Source organism: Streptomyces sp. NPDC045678, from assembly GCF_056432085.1.
The window spans coordinates 501389-517717 of the sequence record NZ_JBWKJS010000007.1; the positions used below are offsets into that span (position 1 = coordinate 501389).

17 protein-coding genes are annotated in these 16329 nt (G+C 71.3%); 8 read left to right on the plus strand and 9 right to left on the minus strand.

Features of this window, described 5'->3' with window-relative positions; genetic code table 11:
• The first annotated feature begins 106 nt into the window (after positions 1–106).
• Positions 107–1462, plus strand: a complete 1356-nt coding sequence (locus AC07DO_RS26350; protein WP_479063120.1) for a peptidase C39 family protein — start codon at positions 107–109, stop codon at positions 1460–1462.
• Positions 1463–1489: 27 nt separating this feature from the next.
• On the opposite strand, the gene AC07DO_RS26355 is transcribed toward AC07DO_RS26350, so the two are convergent.
• The 3 genes from AC07DO_RS26355 to AC07DO_RS26365 all read right to left on the minus strand — a co-directional run bounded on the left by AC07DO_RS26355 (position 1490) and on the right by AC07DO_RS26365 (position 4016).
• Positions 1490–2047, minus strand: coding sequence for an MmyB family transcriptional regulator (locus AC07DO_RS26355; RefSeq protein ID WP_479063122.1), 558 nt, complete (start codon positions 2045–2047; stop codon positions 1490–1492).
• Positions 2048–2274: 227 nt separating this feature from the next.
• Complete coding sequence (locus tag AC07DO_RS26360) at positions 2275–2460, minus strand: CsbD family protein (protein ID WP_479063124.1); 186 nt, start codon at positions 2458–2460, stop codon at positions 2275–2277.
• Between the two features lie 74 nt (positions 2461–2534).
• Positions 2535–4016, minus strand: coding sequence for a M1 family metallopeptidase (locus tag AC07DO_RS26365; RefSeq protein ID WP_479063125.1), 1482 nt, complete (start codon positions 4014–4016; stop codon positions 2535–2537).
• Between the two features lie 216 nt (positions 4017–4232).
• On the opposite strand from AC07DO_RS26365, the gene AC07DO_RS26370 reads away from it, so the two are divergent.
• Positions 4233–4379 carry an SCO1431 family membrane protein gene (locus tag AC07DO_RS26370; RefSeq protein ID WP_107097967.1) on the plus strand — a complete coding sequence of 49 codons (147 nt, stop codon included), beginning with the start codon at positions 4233–4235 and terminating at the stop codon, positions 4377–4379.
• Here AC07DO_RS26370 and AC07DO_RS26375 read toward each other — a convergent pair.
• From AC07DO_RS26375 to AC07DO_RS26385, 3 genes are read right to left on the minus strand one after another with little or no spacing between them, the layout of a single operon-like run.
• Positions 4357–5271, minus strand: coding sequence for a hypothetical protein (locus tag AC07DO_RS26375; RefSeq protein ID WP_479063127.1), 915 nt, complete (start codon positions 5269–5271; stop codon positions 4357–4359). The two genes, AC07DO_RS26370 and AC07DO_RS26375, sit on opposite strands and share 23 nt — an antisense overlap.
• A gap of 24 nt (positions 5272–5295) precedes the next feature.
• Positions 5296–6288 carry a DUF6114 domain-containing protein gene (locus AC07DO_RS26380; protein WP_479063129.1) on the minus strand — a complete coding sequence of 331 codons (993 nt, stop codon included), beginning with the start codon at positions 6286–6288 and terminating at the stop codon, positions 5296–5298.
• The gene (locus AC07DO_RS26385) at positions 6279–6833 is read right to left on the minus strand and encodes a DUF6230 family protein (protein WP_479063278.1); all 555 of its coding nucleotides are present in this window, start codon (positions 6831–6833) and stop codon (positions 6279–6281) included. The genes AC07DO_RS26380 and AC07DO_RS26385 overlap by 10 nt, the downstream gene beginning before the upstream one ends.
• 201 nt (positions 6834–7034) lie before the next feature.
• On the opposite strand from AC07DO_RS26385, the gene AC07DO_RS26390 reads away from it, so the two are divergent.
• Positions 7035–7658 (plus strand): TetR/AcrR family transcriptional regulator, encoded by a 624-nt coding sequence (locus tag AC07DO_RS26390; protein WP_479063131.1) that lies wholly within the window; start codon positions 7035–7037, stop codon positions 7656–7658.
• Positions 7659–7721: 63 nt separating this feature from the next.
• Here the strand turns inward: AC07DO_RS26390 and AC07DO_RS26395 are convergent, their stop codons facing one another.
• On the minus strand, positions 7722–8966 hold the full coding sequence (locus tag AC07DO_RS26395; protein ID WP_479063133.1) for a glycoside hydrolase family 18 protein: 1245 nt from the start codon (positions 8964–8966) through the stop codon (positions 7722–7724).
• A gap of 359 nt (positions 8967–9325) precedes the next feature.
• Between AC07DO_RS26395 and AC07DO_RS26400 the strand changes: the two genes are divergently transcribed.
• Entirely contained in the window at positions 9326–10498 is a 1173-nt protein-coding gene (locus AC07DO_RS26400; RefSeq protein WP_479063135.1) for an acyl-CoA dehydrogenase family protein, read from the plus strand.
• Here the strand turns inward: AC07DO_RS26400 and AC07DO_RS26405 are convergent.
• Positions 10461–10970: a hypothetical protein gene (locus tag AC07DO_RS26405; RefSeq protein WP_479063137.1), complete on the minus strand. Its 510-nt coding sequence runs from the start codon at positions 10968–10970 to the stop codon at positions 10461–10463. The two genes, AC07DO_RS26400 and AC07DO_RS26405, sit on opposite strands and share 38 nt — an antisense overlap.
• A 228-nt stretch (positions 10971–11198) precedes the next feature.
• Between AC07DO_RS26405 and AC07DO_RS26410 the strand changes: the two genes are divergently transcribed.
• Positions 11199–12326 carry an Rv3169 family protein gene (locus AC07DO_RS26410; protein ID WP_479063139.1) on the plus strand — a complete coding sequence of 376 codons (1128 nt, stop codon included), beginning with the start codon at positions 11199–11201 and terminating at the stop codon, positions 12324–12326.
• A 33-nt stretch (positions 12327–12359) separates the two neighbouring features.
• Complete coding sequence (locus tag AC07DO_RS26415; RefSeq protein ID WP_479063141.1) at positions 12360–13460, plus strand: phosphotransferase family protein; 1101 nt, start codon at positions 12360–12362, stop codon at positions 13458–13460.
• A gap of 1 nt (position 13461) precedes the next feature.
• Here AC07DO_RS26415 and AC07DO_RS26420 read toward each other — a convergent pair whose 3' ends face one another.
• Positions 13462–13890 carry a hypothetical protein gene (locus AC07DO_RS26420; protein ID WP_479063143.1) on the minus strand — a complete coding sequence of 143 codons (429 nt, stop codon included), beginning with the start codon at positions 13888–13890 and terminating at the stop codon, positions 13462–13464.
• 205 nt (positions 13891–14095) lie between these two features.
• Here AC07DO_RS26420 and AC07DO_RS26425 point away from each other — a divergent pair, with 205 nt between their 5' ends.
• Positions 14096–14536: an Lrp/AsnC family transcriptional regulator gene (locus AC07DO_RS26425; protein ID WP_030789227.1), complete on the plus strand. Its 441-nt coding sequence runs from the start codon at positions 14096–14098 to the stop codon at positions 14534–14536.
• A gap of 42 nt (positions 14537–14578) precedes the next feature.
• Positions 14579–16222 (plus strand): amidohydrolase, encoded by a 1644-nt coding sequence (locus AC07DO_RS26430; protein ID WP_479063145.1) that lies wholly within the window; start codon positions 14579–14581, stop codon positions 16220–16222.
• The last annotated feature ends 107 nt before the right edge of the window (positions 16223–16329 follow it).

Sequence of the window (16329 nt, forward strand, 5' to 3'; positions counted from 1 at the left end):
CGACTGCACCGGACAGACCGACTGCACCGGACAGACCGACCGCACCGGACAGACCGACCGCACGGGCCGCACCGACCGGCCGCGGCGATCGGACCGAGCTGATGACATGACCCGCAGAACCGTGCTCGCCGCCACCGCGGCCGCGGCAGCCGCCCTCGCGGTCACCGCCGCCGCGCCCGCCCTGGCCGCCACCGGCTCAGCGCCCCGCAGGCCCAGGGCGGACCGTCTCGTGGACAACCGCTTCTGGACCTCGCACAAGGACTGGAGCTCCGGCACCCACCAGGGCACGGCCGCCGTCGCGGGCGCCCGCCCCGGCCTGCGGATCGCACGGCCCGCGGGCCGCACCGACTACGCGGACCCGCACACCGGCAAGACCGCCACCTGGGAGTACGCCAGCTGGACCACGCCCGCGCACCGCTCCACCGTCCCCGCCACGGAGCTGATCGCCTCCTGGAACGCGCGCACCCCGGCCGGCACCTGGCTCCAGGTCGAGCTGCGCGGCACGTACTCGGACGGGACGGCGTCCCCCTGGTACGTCATGGGCCGCTGGACCTCCGGGGACGACAAGGAGACCGACATCCGGCGCACCTCGGTCGACGACCAGACCGACGGAAAGTCCACGGTCTGGACGGACACGCTCTCCCTCGACGACACGACCACTGGCCCGCGCGTCGCCTCGTACCAGCTGCGCCTGACCCTCTACCGCAAGCCCGGCACCACCAGGACCCCCACGGTCTGGCGCATCGGCGCGATGGCCTCCGCGGTCCCCGACCGCTTCACGGTCCCGGCGTCGAAGCCGGGCCCGGCCAAGGAGCTGACGGTCCCGCGGTACTCGCAGGAGATCCACGCGGGCCAGTACCCGGAGTACGACAACGGGGGCGAGGCCTGGTGCAGCCCCACGTCCTCGCAGATGATCATCGAGTTCTGGGGACGTGAGCCGACGGCGGAGGACCTGGCCTGGGTCGACCCCTCCTACGAGGACCCGCAGGTGTGCCACGCGGCCCGCTACACGTTCGACTACCAGTACAACGGCTGCGGCAACTGGCCCTTCAACGCCGCGTACGCGTCGACGTACAAGGACCTCCAGGGCGTGGTGACCCGCCTCGCCTCGCTCACGGAGCTGGAGTCGCTGATCGCCGCGGGCATCCCGGCCATAACGTCCCAGTCGTTCCTCAAGGCGGAGCTGACCGGCGCGGGCTACGGCACGGCGGGCCACCTGATGACGGTCATTGGGTTCACGGCGGACGGCGACGTGATCGCCAACGACCCGGCGTCGCCGAGCAACGCGGCGGTGCGACGCGTCTACAAGCGGCGCGAGTGGGAGAACATCTGGCTCCGGACGAAGCGCTACAACGCCTCGGGGAAGGTCGTCTCGGGCACGGGCGGCGTCTGCTACCTGTACTTCCCGACGAAACTCTCCGAGCGGCAGCGCGCCGCGCTGGCCGCGGTCGGGATCCGCTGATCGCCCCGGTCGTGCCGAGGGCGTCCGTCAGCGGGCGTTCGTGCTCAGCGGCGGTGCCTGGTGCGGGCGGACCTCGCCCGGCCGGTACTGCATCATCACGAGCATGGCGTCGATCGCGGGAAGCGGGCTCGCGGCGGACGCGATCACCCAACCGGGCCCCTTCTTCGGGTGGTTCACCTGCCGCACGACGCCGTCGGGGTGCAGGGCGTGGGAGCTCGCGGTCGCCAGATAGATGGGGCCCGCGAGCGGATCGCTCCGCACGTCGCTCGCCAGGTCGATGAGCGCGGGGTCGGCCGGGTGGTTCGTGACGGCGCGCCGCAGGGCCGGGCAGGCGCCGCGCGCCCAGTCCTCGGTCCAGTTCATCAGGACGTCGTGGCGGGCCCGGTCGTCGAGGAGCATCCACCGCATGATGTTGGACGGCGGTTCGCCGTCCGGGATGAGCGCTCTGAACTCGTCGTTGCACGCCACGACGTTCCAGTGCTTGTCGGCGATGTAGGCCATCGAGCCGGTGACTCCTTCGACGACCGTCCGCCAGACCGCACCCATCGGCGTCCACCCGTCCAAGTCCCGCTCGTCCGGCTGCACTTGCGCGTCCCCTTCGTGTCGCCCGCAGGTCGGCCCCCCCCCACGCGATCACAGCGTGTGGCGCAAGCCTAACCAGCGTTCTCGACGAGGTGACCGGTGCCGTGACAGGCGCTCCACCGCATCTGTAGGGCATGTGGAGTTGCCCTGGATTTCCCCTGTAGGGGTTCTTGTGCACGGTACGCGCGTGTGCCCGCCCCCTCGTGGGAGGGCGGGCACACAGCGTGGGGTCAGCGGTCCTCGCGGAACGAGTCGCGCACGCCCTCGGCCTTGTCGCGCATGTCGTCCGCGGCGTCCTTCGCCTTGCCCTTGGCCTGATCGGTCTTGCCCTCGGCCGACATACGGTCGTTGCCGGAGGCCTTGCCCATCATCTCTTTGGCCTTGCCCTTTGCCTTGTCCATGGCGTTCTCGCCCATGACGGCTCCTTCGGTAGGAATGCCTCCACGCTATGAGCGGTGGACGAAGGCCGCATCTCGGACGCTTCGCGGGGTCACCTGGCCGGGTCCACCACCCAGTCGGGGTGTCCGGGCATCGGGGGCGTCCTGCTTCCGTACAGCCAGGGGTGAAGGAAGCCCTCCAGGTCCTCGCCCGCGACCTTCGACGCCAGGTCGACGAACTGCCGTGTGCTCGCCGTGCGTCCCTTGAACCCGTTCACCCAGGCGCGTTCGATCTTCCGGAACGTCGCGTCGCCAACCTCCTCGCGCAGCGCGTACAGGACCAGGGCCGAGCCGTCATACCGCATGCGCTTGAAGAGGTTCGGCTCGGTCGGCTCCGCGGGGGCGCCGTAGTCCCTGCGCCACTGGTCGTGGGCCTGGTAGGCGGTCTTCATGGCGGCCTCGAAGCTGTCCCCGCCGTGCTGCTCGGAGTACTCCCTCTCGTAGAAGCGGGCGTGCCCCTCGCTCAGCCACAGATCGGACCAGCTCTTGAGGGCCACGCTGTCGCCGAACCACTGGTGGGTCAGTTCGTGCACCATGTTCCGCTCGGCGTCGACCTTCGTGCCGAGCAGGTCCGCCTTGGGGACGAGCGACAGGGTCTGCGTCTCCAGGGCCACGCCGAGGTCGGTGTCGCCGACCAGCAGGCCGTAGCGGTTGAAGGGGTACGGGCCGAGCCTGTCCTGCAGCCACTTCAGATGGTCCGGGGTGAGCTTGCGGTAGGCGGCCGTCGGCTCGACCAGTGCGTCGGGGACGACGTCGCGCAGCGGGATGCCGCCGGGACCCTCGTCGTCGACCAGCTGGAACTTGCCGACGGCCAGCTGTACCAGCTGCGTGGAGAGCGGCTGTTCGGAGTCGTACGTCCAGCGCACCCGGCCGTCGGGGCGCTCGGCGCGCGAGACCAGCTTCCCGTTGGCGACGGCCGTGCGGTCGGCGGGAGTCGTGATGCGGAAGGTGACCGGCGCCCGTTGGCTGGGGTGGTCGTTGGCCGGGAAGATCAGCCGCGCGCCGTTCGGCTGCGGGTAGACCACCGTGCCGTCGGGCGTGGGTATCCAGCCGTAGTCCTCTATCGCGTCGTCGCGGTGCCGGGTCTGGGTCGGGTCGGCGGTGTAGGTGACCTTGACGGTGAAGGAACTGTCCTTGGCGATGGGCGCCTTGGGCGTGACCGTCAGCTCGTCGCCCTCGCGCGACGCGTCGGCCGCGGAGCCGTTCACCGTGACCTTGTGCAGGGTGTTGCCGCCGAAGTCCAGGTTGAAGCGCGAGAGCGCCTGGGTGGACCGCGCCTTGATCGTCGTCGTCGCCCCGAAGGGCGTCTTGGGTGCCTGCCAGTCGAAGTCCAGGTAGTAGCGCTCCACCTGATATCCGCCGTTCCCGTCCAGCGGGAACATCGGGTCGCCGAGTCCGGGCGCACCCGGGGACGGCTTCTCCTCGGGGGCCGGGGCGGCCTGCGAGACCGGGGCGCTCAGGGCGACCGTCGCGGTGATCGCGGCGGCGAGGGCGAGCCGCGCCCTGCGGCGGGGCATCGTCCGGTTCGTGCTCATCGGAAACCTCTCGGTCGTACGGTGCACGGGCGGACGGACGGGGTGAGACCCCGCCGTCGGTACTTAGACGCGCAGCGTGACGCCGTAGTTGTGGGGTGACCAAGGTCTCGCCCGCAAGAGCACTTCCTGCTGGCAAGGTAGAGGGGTCCCGAGGGGTGGAGTCGTCACCGGGACCTCGTGGGGGAGCCCTGCCGGACGAACGTCAGTGAGAAAGACATGACCGCGACCTCTGCCACCGCCGTCCGCGCGAAGGCCCGCACCGGCGGCCCCAAGGACGACGGACCGAATCTGCTGGAGCACTTCGCCGGCTGGACCCTCGTCGTCGTCCTCGCGATGCTCGTCACGCAGACCGGTCTGTTGTGACGCCGCTCTCCTGACCGCGGCCGGTCTCGTCGAGGCCGGCCCGCCAGTGCCGTCCGGGCACGCCCACCAGGCCGTACAGCCACCGCACCGGCGAGCGCCCGTGCAGCAGCGCGAGGCCCGCCACGACCGCGAACAGCGGGAGCCCGAGCCACCCGCCGGCCAGGCGCACCAGGACGCTCGCGAAGAGCGCGCCCACGAACGGCAGGCCGTACACCCCCGCCGCCGCGATGGCGACGGCGAGCAGCCGCGGCACCTTGCGGTCCTCGTCCGCGCCGGGCAGTGACCAGCCCTCCATGAGCCAGCCGATCTCCGTCATCAGCATGACGCCGATCACAGCGGCCCCGAAGAGCAGCAGCGCGAGGAACGTCCCGGACGTCACGAAGTCCAGGACGTGGTTGACGACGCTGTCCCGCCGCCAGCCGGCGAACTCCCCGGAGCCGGACGAGAGGAACCGCTCGTACCCCCTGCCGTCCCACCCGTGGATCAGCGTCCCGAACAGCAGGAAGTACCCTCCGACGCAGTTCAGGTACGCCCAGTAGCCGGCGCCCACGAGCACGAGGCCCTGCGCCAGGAGGAACCCGAGGATCGCGGCGACCGGGATCCCGCCCGCGTAGAAGAGGACGAACCCCGCCCACACGCCGTCGTGGCCGTCCGCCACGTGCATGGTCGACCAGGACGGGTTCTGCCAGAGCAGGAAGAGCCCCGTCGGCACCATGAGGACGGAGGCGAAGAGCGCCGTGAGCGCCAGGTACGGGTTGGCGGCGCGGCTGCGGGTGCGCGGGCCCTCGCCCGCGTTGATCTGCTCCCACACCTGCAGCTGCCGCCCGGCGGAGAGGGCGAACGTCGCGCCGATCGCGTACGCCCAGAACAGCGCCGCCTGAATCTGGATCATGCCGCGCCCCTCATGCCGCGCCCCTCACGCCGAGGCCCGCAGGTCGAGACCGCCCGCCACGATCGAGTCCGAGGTGACCAGGGCCTGCTCGGCGCTCACGTCCGTCATGAAGACGAAGGGCGGCACCACGGGCGGCACCGGCAGCTTGTCGGGCGTGAAGGTCAGACAGAGGATGCCCTCCAGACACCCCTTGAACTTGGTCAGGTAGAGGGTGACCTCGCCGCTCAGGTCCAACGTGTCGGCGCCGAGGGCCAGTTCGTTGCCGCCGTCGCGGGTCTTGAGCCGGTAGTCGGTGAGTGAGGCGGCCTTCATCCGCAGCACCATGACCTTCAGCGGCCCGTCCGCGGTCGGGATCTCCCGGACCCCGGCCAGGAGGAAGCCCTGCGGCGCGAAGAGCGTGGTGGTGACGGTCGGCGGCACCCGCGGCGCCACGATCGCGTCCGCGGGGGCCGCCGCCGGGAGCGCCTCCGCCCGGCCGCCGTGCGCGATCAGCCCGGCGGTCATCGCCACGGGCAGCAGTACGGCCAGCGTCCGCGTGCCCTGCCCGTCGCGCACCCTGGGGCGCGCCGGATCCTCCTCGGCGTCCCGCGGCACCGGGGTCCAGGCGAACCCCATGGCGCTCCCCGCGATGCCGAGCAGCATGCCGACGAGGAACCCGCCGAGGTTCGTCGCGGCGAACGAGAGCACCGAGAGGATCATGGCGTTGACGCTCACGTAGTGGTGCGTGTGCGGCAGCAGCCACAGGAAGAGGCCCGCCACGACCAGCGCGATCCCGATGCCGAGGGCCGCGATGCCGCCGAGCCCCAGGCTGACGAGCACGGTCAGCGGGGAGAGCGGGATCAGGAGGAGCTCGGCGCCGCCGAGGAGCAGCAGCAGGCCCGCCCAGAATGGGCGGGTGCGGCGCCATCTGCGGACGACACGGCGCTGGTCGGGCCACGGCAGCCGTCGGTCGAGCCAGCCGCCGCCGTCGGTGCGGAACGGCCTGACGCCGCTTCTGCCGCCGCCGGTCAGAAGCACTTCTTGCCATCCAGGCTGACGTCGAGCCGCATGCCCTTGAGCCGGAAGTTGCCGCCGGTCGCCGACCAGGCGTGCGACTTCACGCCGGAGACCGTGATGTCCCCGGCCTGCAGTCCGAACTTGCCCTTCTCGCCCTTGACGCCCGGCACTTCGTCGAGCGTCGAGGCGTCCCTGCCGATCTGCGCGGTACCGAAGCGGGCGTCGCCCACCAGGTCCTCGCCGTCGATGACGAGGTTGCTCGCGGTGACGTTGCCCGCGTCGCCGCCCGCGGTCAGCTTGAACACGACGGTGCCCACCGGCGTCTTGACCTCGGCGGCCTGGCAGATGTCGGAGAGGGTCGCGTCACCGATCCCGAGGAGCGCCACCGGGTGCCCCTTGCCGTCGATGTCCCGGTCCGTCTGTACGTAGGAGGAGAGGCCCTGGCTGGTCAGTTTCCCGGAGGACACCTGGAAGCTGGTCCCGGAGACCGCGAAGGACGCGGCGAGCGCGCCCTCGGCCATCACGGAGGCCATCACACCGACGGCCAGGACGGCCGGCAGGGCCATCGCCGCCGTCTTCTTCCAGGAGGTTCTGCCCTCGCGTAACGCGGTGCGTGCTGCGCTCACTGTCTTCCTCCCGTACGTCGTTCCGCGTCGCCAAGCGTGCGTAAGGGGAGTGCGTGAAGAGCCGTCGGGAGCCGACCGGCAGGTGGCGGCGTTCTGCCATACTGCGGACGATTCCGAGGCAGTTGGAGACTAGGGCCGAAATTGAATAATAGTCAACAGCGCGGCAGCGACCGCTCGGCGGCGCGCCGTGCCGAACTCATCGCCATCGGCCGGAAGTTGTTCGCCGACACGTCCTACGACGCGCTGTCGATGGACGACATCGCCAAGCACGCGGGCGTCGCCAAGGGGCTGATCTACTACTACTTCAAGTCCAAGCGCGGCTACTACCTGGCGATCATCGAGGATTCCGTCGCCGACCTGGTGGCCCGTGCCGGACGCCACGACAACCTGCCGCCCGTGGAGCGGGTGCAGCGCACCGTCGACGGCTACCTCCGCTACGCGGAACACCACCAGGCGGCGTACCGCACGATCATCAGCGGCGGCGTCGGCTTCGACGCCGAGGTGTACGCGATACGGGACGGGGTGCGCGAGGCGCTGATCGGGGCGATCGCCGAGGGGGCGTACGGCCGCAAGGACATACCTCAGCTGGCGCGCACCGCGTTGATCGGCTGGCTGTGCAGCGTGGAGGGCATCACGCTGGACTGGATCGACCGCCCCGGCCTGGCGCGGGAGACGGTCGGCTCGCTCCTGGTGCGCACGCTCGGGGACACGCTGCGGGTGATCGAGGACTTCGAGCCGTCGTACCCGGCGCCCGCGCGGCCTTGAACGGACGTACGCGAAGGGGCGGGAGCCGCATCGGCCCCCGCCCCTTCTGCCGTGCACGGAACGTCAGTTGATGGCCTTGATCAGCTCACCGTTGGACGTGTCGCCGCTGAGCTCCCAGAAGAACGTGCCGCCGAGGCCCTGCTGGTTCTTGTAGTTCATCTTGCCCGCGATGGTCGCCGGGGTGTCGTAGCTCCACCAGTTGTTGCCGCAGTGCGCGTACGCGGTCCCGCCGACCGTGCCGTTGGCCGGGCACTTGGTCTTCAGCACCTTGTAGTCGTCGATGCCCTGCTCGTACTTGCCCGCCGCCGGGCCCGTCGCGGTGCCGCCGGGCGCCTTCTGCGTGACGCCCGTCCAGCCGCGGCCGTAGAAGCCGATGCCGAGCAGCAGCTTGTTCGACGGGATGCCGAGGCCCTTGAGCTTCTTGATGGTGGCGTCGGAGTTGTAGCCGTCCTTCGGTATGCCGGTGTAGGACGTGAGCGGCGAGTGCGGGGCGGTCGGCCCCTTCGCGTCCCAGGCGCCGAAGTAGTCGTACGTCATCGGGTTGTACCAGTCGACGTACTGGGCGGCGCCCGCGTAGTCGGTGGCGTCGAGCTTGCCGCCCGCGGAGGCGTCGGCCGGGATCGCCGAGGTCACCAGGTTGCCGCTGCCGAACTTCGAACGGACCGCGGACATCAGCTTCTTGTACGCGTCACGGCCGCTGGTGTCACAGGTCAGACCGCAGGTGTTGGGGTACTCCCAGTCGATGTCGATGCCGTCGAAGACGTCGGCCCACTTGGAGTTCTCGACCAGGTCGTAGCAGGACTGGGCGAAGGCCGCGGGGTTCTTCGCCGCCTCGGTGAACCCGCCCGACCAGGTCCAGCCGCCGAAGGACCACAGGACCTTGAGATTCGGGTGCTTCTTCTTCAGCTTGCGGAGCTGGTTGAAGTTGCCGCGCAGGGGCTGGTCCCAGGTGTCCGCCACGCCGTCCACGGACTGGTCGGCGGTATAGGCCTTGTCCGTGGCCGCGTAGGCGTCGCCCATCGCGCACTTGCCGCCCTGGACGTTGCCGAAGGAGTAGTTGATGTGCGTCAGCTTGTTGGCCGAACCCGACGTCTCGATGTTCTTGACGTGGTAGTTCCGGTCGTAGACGCCCCATTCGGTGAAGTAGCCGACGACCTTGGAGCCGGCGGCGGCCTTCGGTGCGGCGCCCTTGTCCTGTCCGGCGGAAGCGGTGCCCGCGCCGGCCAGCAGACCGGCGCCGAGTACGGCGCAACAGGTGGTGGCGACGAGCGCCCGGAAGGAGGCGCGGGAGGTGTGCGGTCTGAGCATCGTGACTCCTCGTGGGGGGACCGGGAGGGGGAAAGTGCTGCTGAGGACCTGCGGGTGTGACTTGGCATGAACGCGTTAAGACGTTCGGGGGAACAGTAGGAGGACTAGACCAGTGCGGTCAATGGTTCGTACCAATCCGCCGCGCCCGTCGCCGGTCACCAGCGATCTTCAGCTATCTTTCGAGTAAGCGGTCGTTAACTAGTGACGGGCCGCCGCCGATCGGGCATACTCAACGCGCCGGAGCCGCTGGTCAGCAGCTTTCGTGACCCGGAAGACCACCACGGTTCGGCACGTTTCCCGGCGGCGCCGCCCCTACCCAGCGCGGGCGTCCGCCGCAGCCCCACAGGGAGGAGAGCGTCATGCCCGACCACATCACGCAGTCGGTGGAGCGTCAGCTGCCCACGGATGAGGCCAGGGATCTGCTCTCGCTGGTCCGGGACATCGCCCAGCGCGAGATCGCCCCGAAGACGGCCGAGGAAGAGGACGCGGGGTGCTTCCCGCGCGAGGTCTTCACGCTGCTCTCCGAGTCGGGCCTGCTCGGACTGCCCTACGCCTCCGAGTTCGGCGGCGGCGACCAGCCGTACGAGGTCTACCTCCAGGTCCTGGAGGAGCTCGCCGCCGCGCGTCTCACCGTCGGTCTCGGCGTCAGCGTCCACTCCCTCTCCTGCCACGCCCTCGCCGGGTACGGCACCAAGGAGCAGCAGAGCGACCACCTGCCCGCCATGCTCGGCGGCGGCCTCCTCGGCGCGTACTGCCTCTCCGAGCCCGCGGCCGGATCGGACGCGGCGTCCCTGCGCACGAAGGCCGTCAGGGACGGCGACGACTGGGTCATCAGCGGCACCAAGGCCTGGATCACGCACGGCGGCGTCGCCGACTTCTACACCGTGCTGGCCCGCACGGGCGCGGACGGCGCCCGCGGCATCACGGCCTTCCTGGTGCCGGGCGACGCGGCGGGGCTGAGCGCCGCGGTGCCGGAGAAGAAGATGGGCATGAAGGGCTCGCCCACCGCGCAGATCAACTTCGACGGCGTGCGCATCCCCGACTCCCGCCGCATCGGTGACGAGGGCCAGGGCTTCGCCATCGCGCTGTCCGCGCTCGACTCGGGGCGCCTCGGGATAGCGGCCTGCGCGATCGGGGTGGCCCAGGCTGCTCTCGACGAGGCCGTCGGGTACGCGACCGAGCGTCGCCAGTTCGGCAGGCCCATCGCGGACTTCCAGGGCCTGCGCTTCATGCTCGCGGACATGGCGACGCAGATCGAGGCGGGCCGGGCGCTCTATCTCTCCGCGGCCCGGCTCCGGGACGCGGGCCGGCCGTTCGCCAAGCAGGCGGCCATGGCCAAGCTGCTGTGCACGGACGCCGCGATGAAGGTGACGACGGACGCCGTGCAGGTCCTCGGGGGGTACGGCTACACGGCGGACTTCCCGGTGGAGCGCCTCATGCGCGAGGCCAAGGTGCTGCAGATCGTCGAGGGTACGAATCAGATCCAGCGCATGGTCATCGCACGTCACCTCGCGGGTCCCGACTCGCGCTGAACTGGCCGTGGCGCACCGGCGGCGCCGCGAGCCTGACCCACTCCGCGTCGTGGTGCCCCGGCAGCGTCCGGCCGCGGTCCGCCCAGTGGCGGATCAGGGCGCGGTAGATCGGCGGGTCCTGGACGTGGGGCTGCTGGTAGGGCGCGGGGGGCTGCTGGTACGGCTGTGGCTGCGGGTAGGCCTGGTGCGGCTGCTGGCGCAGGGGCTGTTGGTACTGCTGGGGCGCGAGGTGCTGAGGCGTGGGCTGCTGGTGCAGGGGCTGCTGATGTGCCTGCTGCTGGTGCACGGGTTGGTGTGCGTGCGGCTGTACGTGGGGCTGTACGGGCTGGAGGGGAGCCTGGTGCTGCGGAGGCTCCTGCGGCCGCTGGGCAACCGATTCTGCGGAGGCGGGCACCGTCATCAGGGTGCGTCGCCGACGCCCGGTGGGGAAGTGCGCCGGGCCCATGTCCGTGCCCATGTCCGTGGGGGTCATACAAGGCCAACGCCCGCCGCCGTGCGGAAGTCACCGCCCCGGAGAATCGAGCGTCTGTTCCTGACCCGCCCGCGCCTGTTTCCGGCCGGTCCGTGGCGGCGGCGCGGTGAGGTACCCGGCCCCGCAGGTGTCTGGCTCCGCCTCGCGAACTGACGTACCGTCAACTCCGCGCCGGAGGGCCCCCGCCCTCCGCCACCCTGAACTGCCGTGCGACCAGGGAGGTTTGCCGTGGCAGACGACCGTCCGGTCCCGCTCGACGAGTACCCCGTGCACCAGGTCCCCCTCTCGATGAAGTACGTCGCGACAGGCGACCGCAACGCCTACGACCGGTGCATCTTCCACCTCTTCGACCACCAGGGCCGCGCCCTGCTCATCCTCGGGCTCGGCGTCTACCCGAACCTCGGCGTCATCGACGTGTACGCCACTCTGCGCATCGGGGACACGCTCCACGCCGTACGCGCCAGCGACGCCCTGGGCGAGGACCGGATGAACCTCGGCGTCGGCCCGCTGCGCATCACCGTGGACGAACCACTGCATCGCATCCGCCTCACGTGCGCCGCCGACCCCGACGACCCCGCGTCCCTCTCGTACGACCTGGCGTGGACTGCCGGCTTCCCCGCCCTGTGGGAGCCGCACCACACCCAGCGCCGCGGCGACCGGCTCACTCTCGAAGGGCGCCGCTTCGTGCAGGCGGGTCGGCCCGCCGGAACGATCCGCGCGGGCGGCGAGGAGATCGCCGTGACGGCGGGGGAGTGGACCGCGACCCGCGACCGCAGCTGGGGCGTGCGGCCCGTCCCCGGCGAGGAACGCGGGCGTCTGGAGGAGGAGTTCGCCACCGAGGGCTTCCACTGGATCTGGTGCCCGGTCCGCTTCGACGACCGTTTCCTCATGGTCATCGCCCAGGAGGACGCGGACGGCTACCGCACCCTCAACGACGCCACTCTCGTCCGGCCCGGCCGGCCCGACCGCCAACTCGGCTGGCCGCGCACCGACATCACCTACCGCTCCGGCACCCGCCACCCCGAGCGCGCCGTCATCCACCTCACCGACCCGGACGGCCACAAGCCCCTGGAGGTCGGCGTACAGGTGCTGGTCTCGCTGCCCCTGGCCGTGGGCGCCGGATACCCGCCCGCCGACGACTGGCAGCACGGCACCTGGCGCGGCCGCGACTGGACCGACCGCCGCAGCTACGACCTGTCGGACCCCGCGGCCCACCCCCTGGCCGCGTACGGCGTCATCGACCACGCCGCGCGCTTCACCCTCGAAGGCCGCACCGGCTACGGCATCTTCGAGCACGGCAGCTTCGGCCGCCACGACCCGAGCGGCTTCACCGGATTCGACTCCGTGGCGCCCTGAGAGCGCGGCCTGCCCGGAGGAAGGAGCACGGAGATGGCAACGGCACCCCGCCCCCGCACCACCACGCGCGACCCGGAAGACCTCGCCCGCCGACTCAGCGCCTGGCTCGACACCCGGCTGCCCGGCGCCAAAGCGGCCGACGTGACCGTCCCCGAGTCCAACGGTATGTCCAGCGAGACCCTGCTCTTCACCGTCGAGCACCCCGAACCGCCGTTCGTGGGCTGCGCGTTGCGTCTCGCGGCGGATCCGGCGGCGTACACGATCTTCCCCGTCTACGACATGCCGCGTCAGTACCGCACGATGCGACTCGTCGTCGAACACACCGACGTGCCGGTGCCGCGGGTGCTGTGGCTGGAGGAGGACCCGGGCCCGCTCGGGGCGCCGTTCTTCGTCATGGAGCGGGTCGAGGGACGCGTTCCACCGGACGTCATGCCCTATACGTACGAGGGCAGTTGGCTGCATGCGGCGACCGACGCCGAACGCGCGCACCTCGAAGAGGCCTCGGTCCGCATCCTCGCGCACCTGCATGATCAAGTGCCTCCGGAAGCGGCGGAGTTCCTCGCGCTGCCGGGCGAGGGCAGCCCGCTACGACGTCATGTGGCCGCCCAACACGCCTACTACGCATGGGTGGTGGACGGACTGCCCCGCTCGCCCGTCATCGAGAGCGCCTTCGCGCGCCTCGAGGAACTGTGGCCCCGTCACGAGGGCGACGCCGTGCTCAACTGGGGCGACGCGCGCATCGGGAACATCGTCTACGACGGCTTCGAACCCGCGGCCGTCCTGGACTGGGAGATGGCGGCGCTCGCCCCGCGCGAGGTCGACCTCGGCTGGACGGTCTACCTCCACCGCTTCTTCCAGGACCTGACGGTGAGCTTCGGTCAGCCGGGGCTGCCGCTGTTCCAGCGCCGCGACCACGTCGAGGCGGCGTACGCCCGGCTCACCGGACACACACCGCGCGACATGGACTTCTACACGCTCTACGCGGCCCTGCGGCACGCGATCGTCATGCTGCGCGTCGCCTACCGGCAGGTCCACTTCGGCGAGGCGGCGGTGCCCGCGGACGCGGAGGCCGCGGACGCGCTGATCCTGCACCACGACAGCCTGGCCGCCATGGTGCAGGGCGCCTACTGGTGAATCAGGCGGCGGGCCGGTGCTGCTGCGGCACCCGGAAGGGGCGCGAGCCGGGACCGCCCACGTGCGAGAAGGGCTGCGTCCGCCAGTCGAGCCCCTGAGGGAGCGTCAGGAGCAGGGCGGTGTCCTGTTCCTGAGCCTCCATCGACTCGTCGGTGGGCGCGGCGTCCGTGGCCGCGCGGCCGGTGCCCGCACAGACCGTGAGGCCGAACGGGTTCCAGGGCGTGGGGCACAGCGCGTGCTCGGGCAGCACGTCCTCGTCCGCGAGGAGCGCGATGGGCTGCCCGCAGTCGGGGCAGTTCACCCGGTACATCTCAAAAGTGTCGTAGGAGTCGAGAAAGGCGTCAGCCGGTTCGACGCCCTCCGGCTCGGGCTCGGCGACCGGCTGCTGCTTGGCGCGGGCAGACCGGCCGGGGCGCTTCAAATTCTGCATGGGAATCTCCCCCTCGGGTGGGCCGACAAGGCGCTGCGGCCTCGACCACAGCAAGCACTTCCCGTCCCGTCGTGGAGGTAATCGTTGCATCTTGTCGGACACGGTCACAGAGGTGTGTCGTTCGTCACATGCCAAATAAAGTTGCCCTCGAGCGGGGAGACGAGTCGGCTATCCGATCGGATCAAGAGCCCTGTAGGTTCGGCGCATGGAGGAGCTGGACCGACAGATCGTGCAGCTGCTCGTCAAGGACGGGCGGATGAGCTACACCGACCTGGGCAAGGCCACGGGCCTGTCCACCTCGGCCGTGCACCAGCGGGTGCGCAGGCTGGAGCAGCGGGGTGTCATCCGCGGCTATGCCGCGGTGGTCGACCCCGAGGCCGTCGGGCTGCCGCTCACGGCCTTCATCTCGGTGAAACCGTTCGACCCCAGCGCCCCCGACGACATCGCCGAACGACTCGCGGGCGTCCCGGAGATCGAGGCGTGCCACAGCGTCGCCGGTGACGAGAACTACATCCTCAAGGTCCGCGTCGCCACGCCGCTGGAGCTGGAGCACCTGCTCAGCCGGTTGCGGGCGCTCGCCGGTGTCTCCACGCGCACGACCGTCGTCCTCTCCACTCCGTACGAGGCGCGCCCGCCCCAGGTGTGACCCCCGCGCCTGCCGCCCGACGGCAGGGGCGAGACTGGTCCCATGAGCCAGAGCACCGCCCCCGGGAACGACTCCCAGGATCCATCGAACCACCGCACCGTGCTGCTGCGCGGCGGCGACGTCCACAGCCCCGCCGACCCGTTCGCCACCGCAATGGTCGTCGAGCGCGGACATGTCGCCTGGGTCGGCTCCGAGGGCGCGGCCGACGCCTTCGCCGACGGTGTCGACGATGTGGTCGATCTCGAAGGAGCACTGGTCACCCCGGCGTTCACGGACGCCCACGTGCACACCACGGCCACCGGCCTCGCCCTGACGGGACTGGACCTCACCCGCGCCCGCTCGCTGGCCGACGCACTCGTTCTCGTACGCGAACACGCCGCCGCGCGACCGCACGACACCGTCCTCCTCGGCCACGGCTGGGACGCGGCCCGCTGGCCCGGCGGCCGCCCGCCCACGCGCGCGGAACTCGACGAGGCGGCCGGCGGCAGGCCCCTCTACCTCTCCCGCATCGACGTCCACTCGGCGGTCGTCACGACCGCGCTGCTCGACCTGGTGCCCGGCGTCACCGACCGCGCCGGATACCACCCGGACGCCCCCCTGACCGCCGACGCCCACCACGGCGTGCGCGCCGCGGCGCTCGGCGCGATCACCCCGCGGCAGCGCACCGAGGCCCAGCGCGCCGCGCTCCGCCACGCCGCCTCGCTCGGCATCGGCTCCGTGCACGAGTGCGCGGGCCCCGAGATCTCCGACGAGGACGACTTCACCGGGCTGCTGCGGCTCGCCGCCGACGAGCCGGGCCCGCGCGTCGTCGGCTACTGGGCCGAACAGGACGTGCGGCGCGCGAAGGAACTCGGCGCGATCGGCGCCGCCGGTGACCTCTTCGTCGACGGCGCCCTCGGCTCGCACACCGCCTGCCTGCACGAGCCGTACGCCGACGCGGCGCACACAGGCACCGCGTACCTGGACGCGGCGGCCGTCGCCGCGCACGTCGTGGCGTGCACGGAGGAAGGCCTCCAGGCGGGCTTCCACGCCATCGGGGACGCCGCGGTGGCCTCTGTGGTCGACGGCGTGCGCCAGGCCGCCGAGAAGGTCGGTGCGGCCCGCGTCCGCGCCGCACGGCACCGTGTCGAGCACGCCGAGATGCTCACCCCGGAGACGATCGCCGCCTTCGCCGAGTTCGGCCTCACCGCGTCCGTCCAGCCCGTCTTCGACGCGCTGTGGGGCGGCGAGGACGGCATGTACGCCCAGCGCCTCGGCGCCGAACGCGCCCGGACCCTCAACCCGTACGCGGCCCTCCTGCGCGCCGGCGTGCCGCTGGCCTTCGGCTCCGACAGCCCCGTGACGCCGCTCGACCCCTGGGGCACCGTCCGCGCCGCCGCCTTCCACCGCACGCCGGAGCACCGGGTCTCCGTGCGCGCGGCGTTCACCGCCCACACCCGCGGCGGCTGGCGCGCCGTCGGCCGTGACGACGCGGGCGTCCTGGTGCCGGGCGCGCCCGCGGACTACGCCGTGTGGCGCACCTCCGATCTGGTGGTGCAGGCCCCGGACGACCGCGTGGCCCGCTGGTCGACCGATCCGCGGTCCGGCACGCCCGGCCTGCCGGACCTCTCGCCGGGCGTCGAACTCCCCGTCTGCCTGCGCACGGTGGTGGGCGGAAGGACCGTGTTCGTGGGGCCGGACGAGTGATGTCCCGGCGGTGCGCGCCGCCGATCGTGGCCGGTCGCGGCTCCGTACGACCTGGGAATCCTCGGCACTGACCTGGCGGTCCGTTAAGTCGCCGCAGCTCAGCCGGG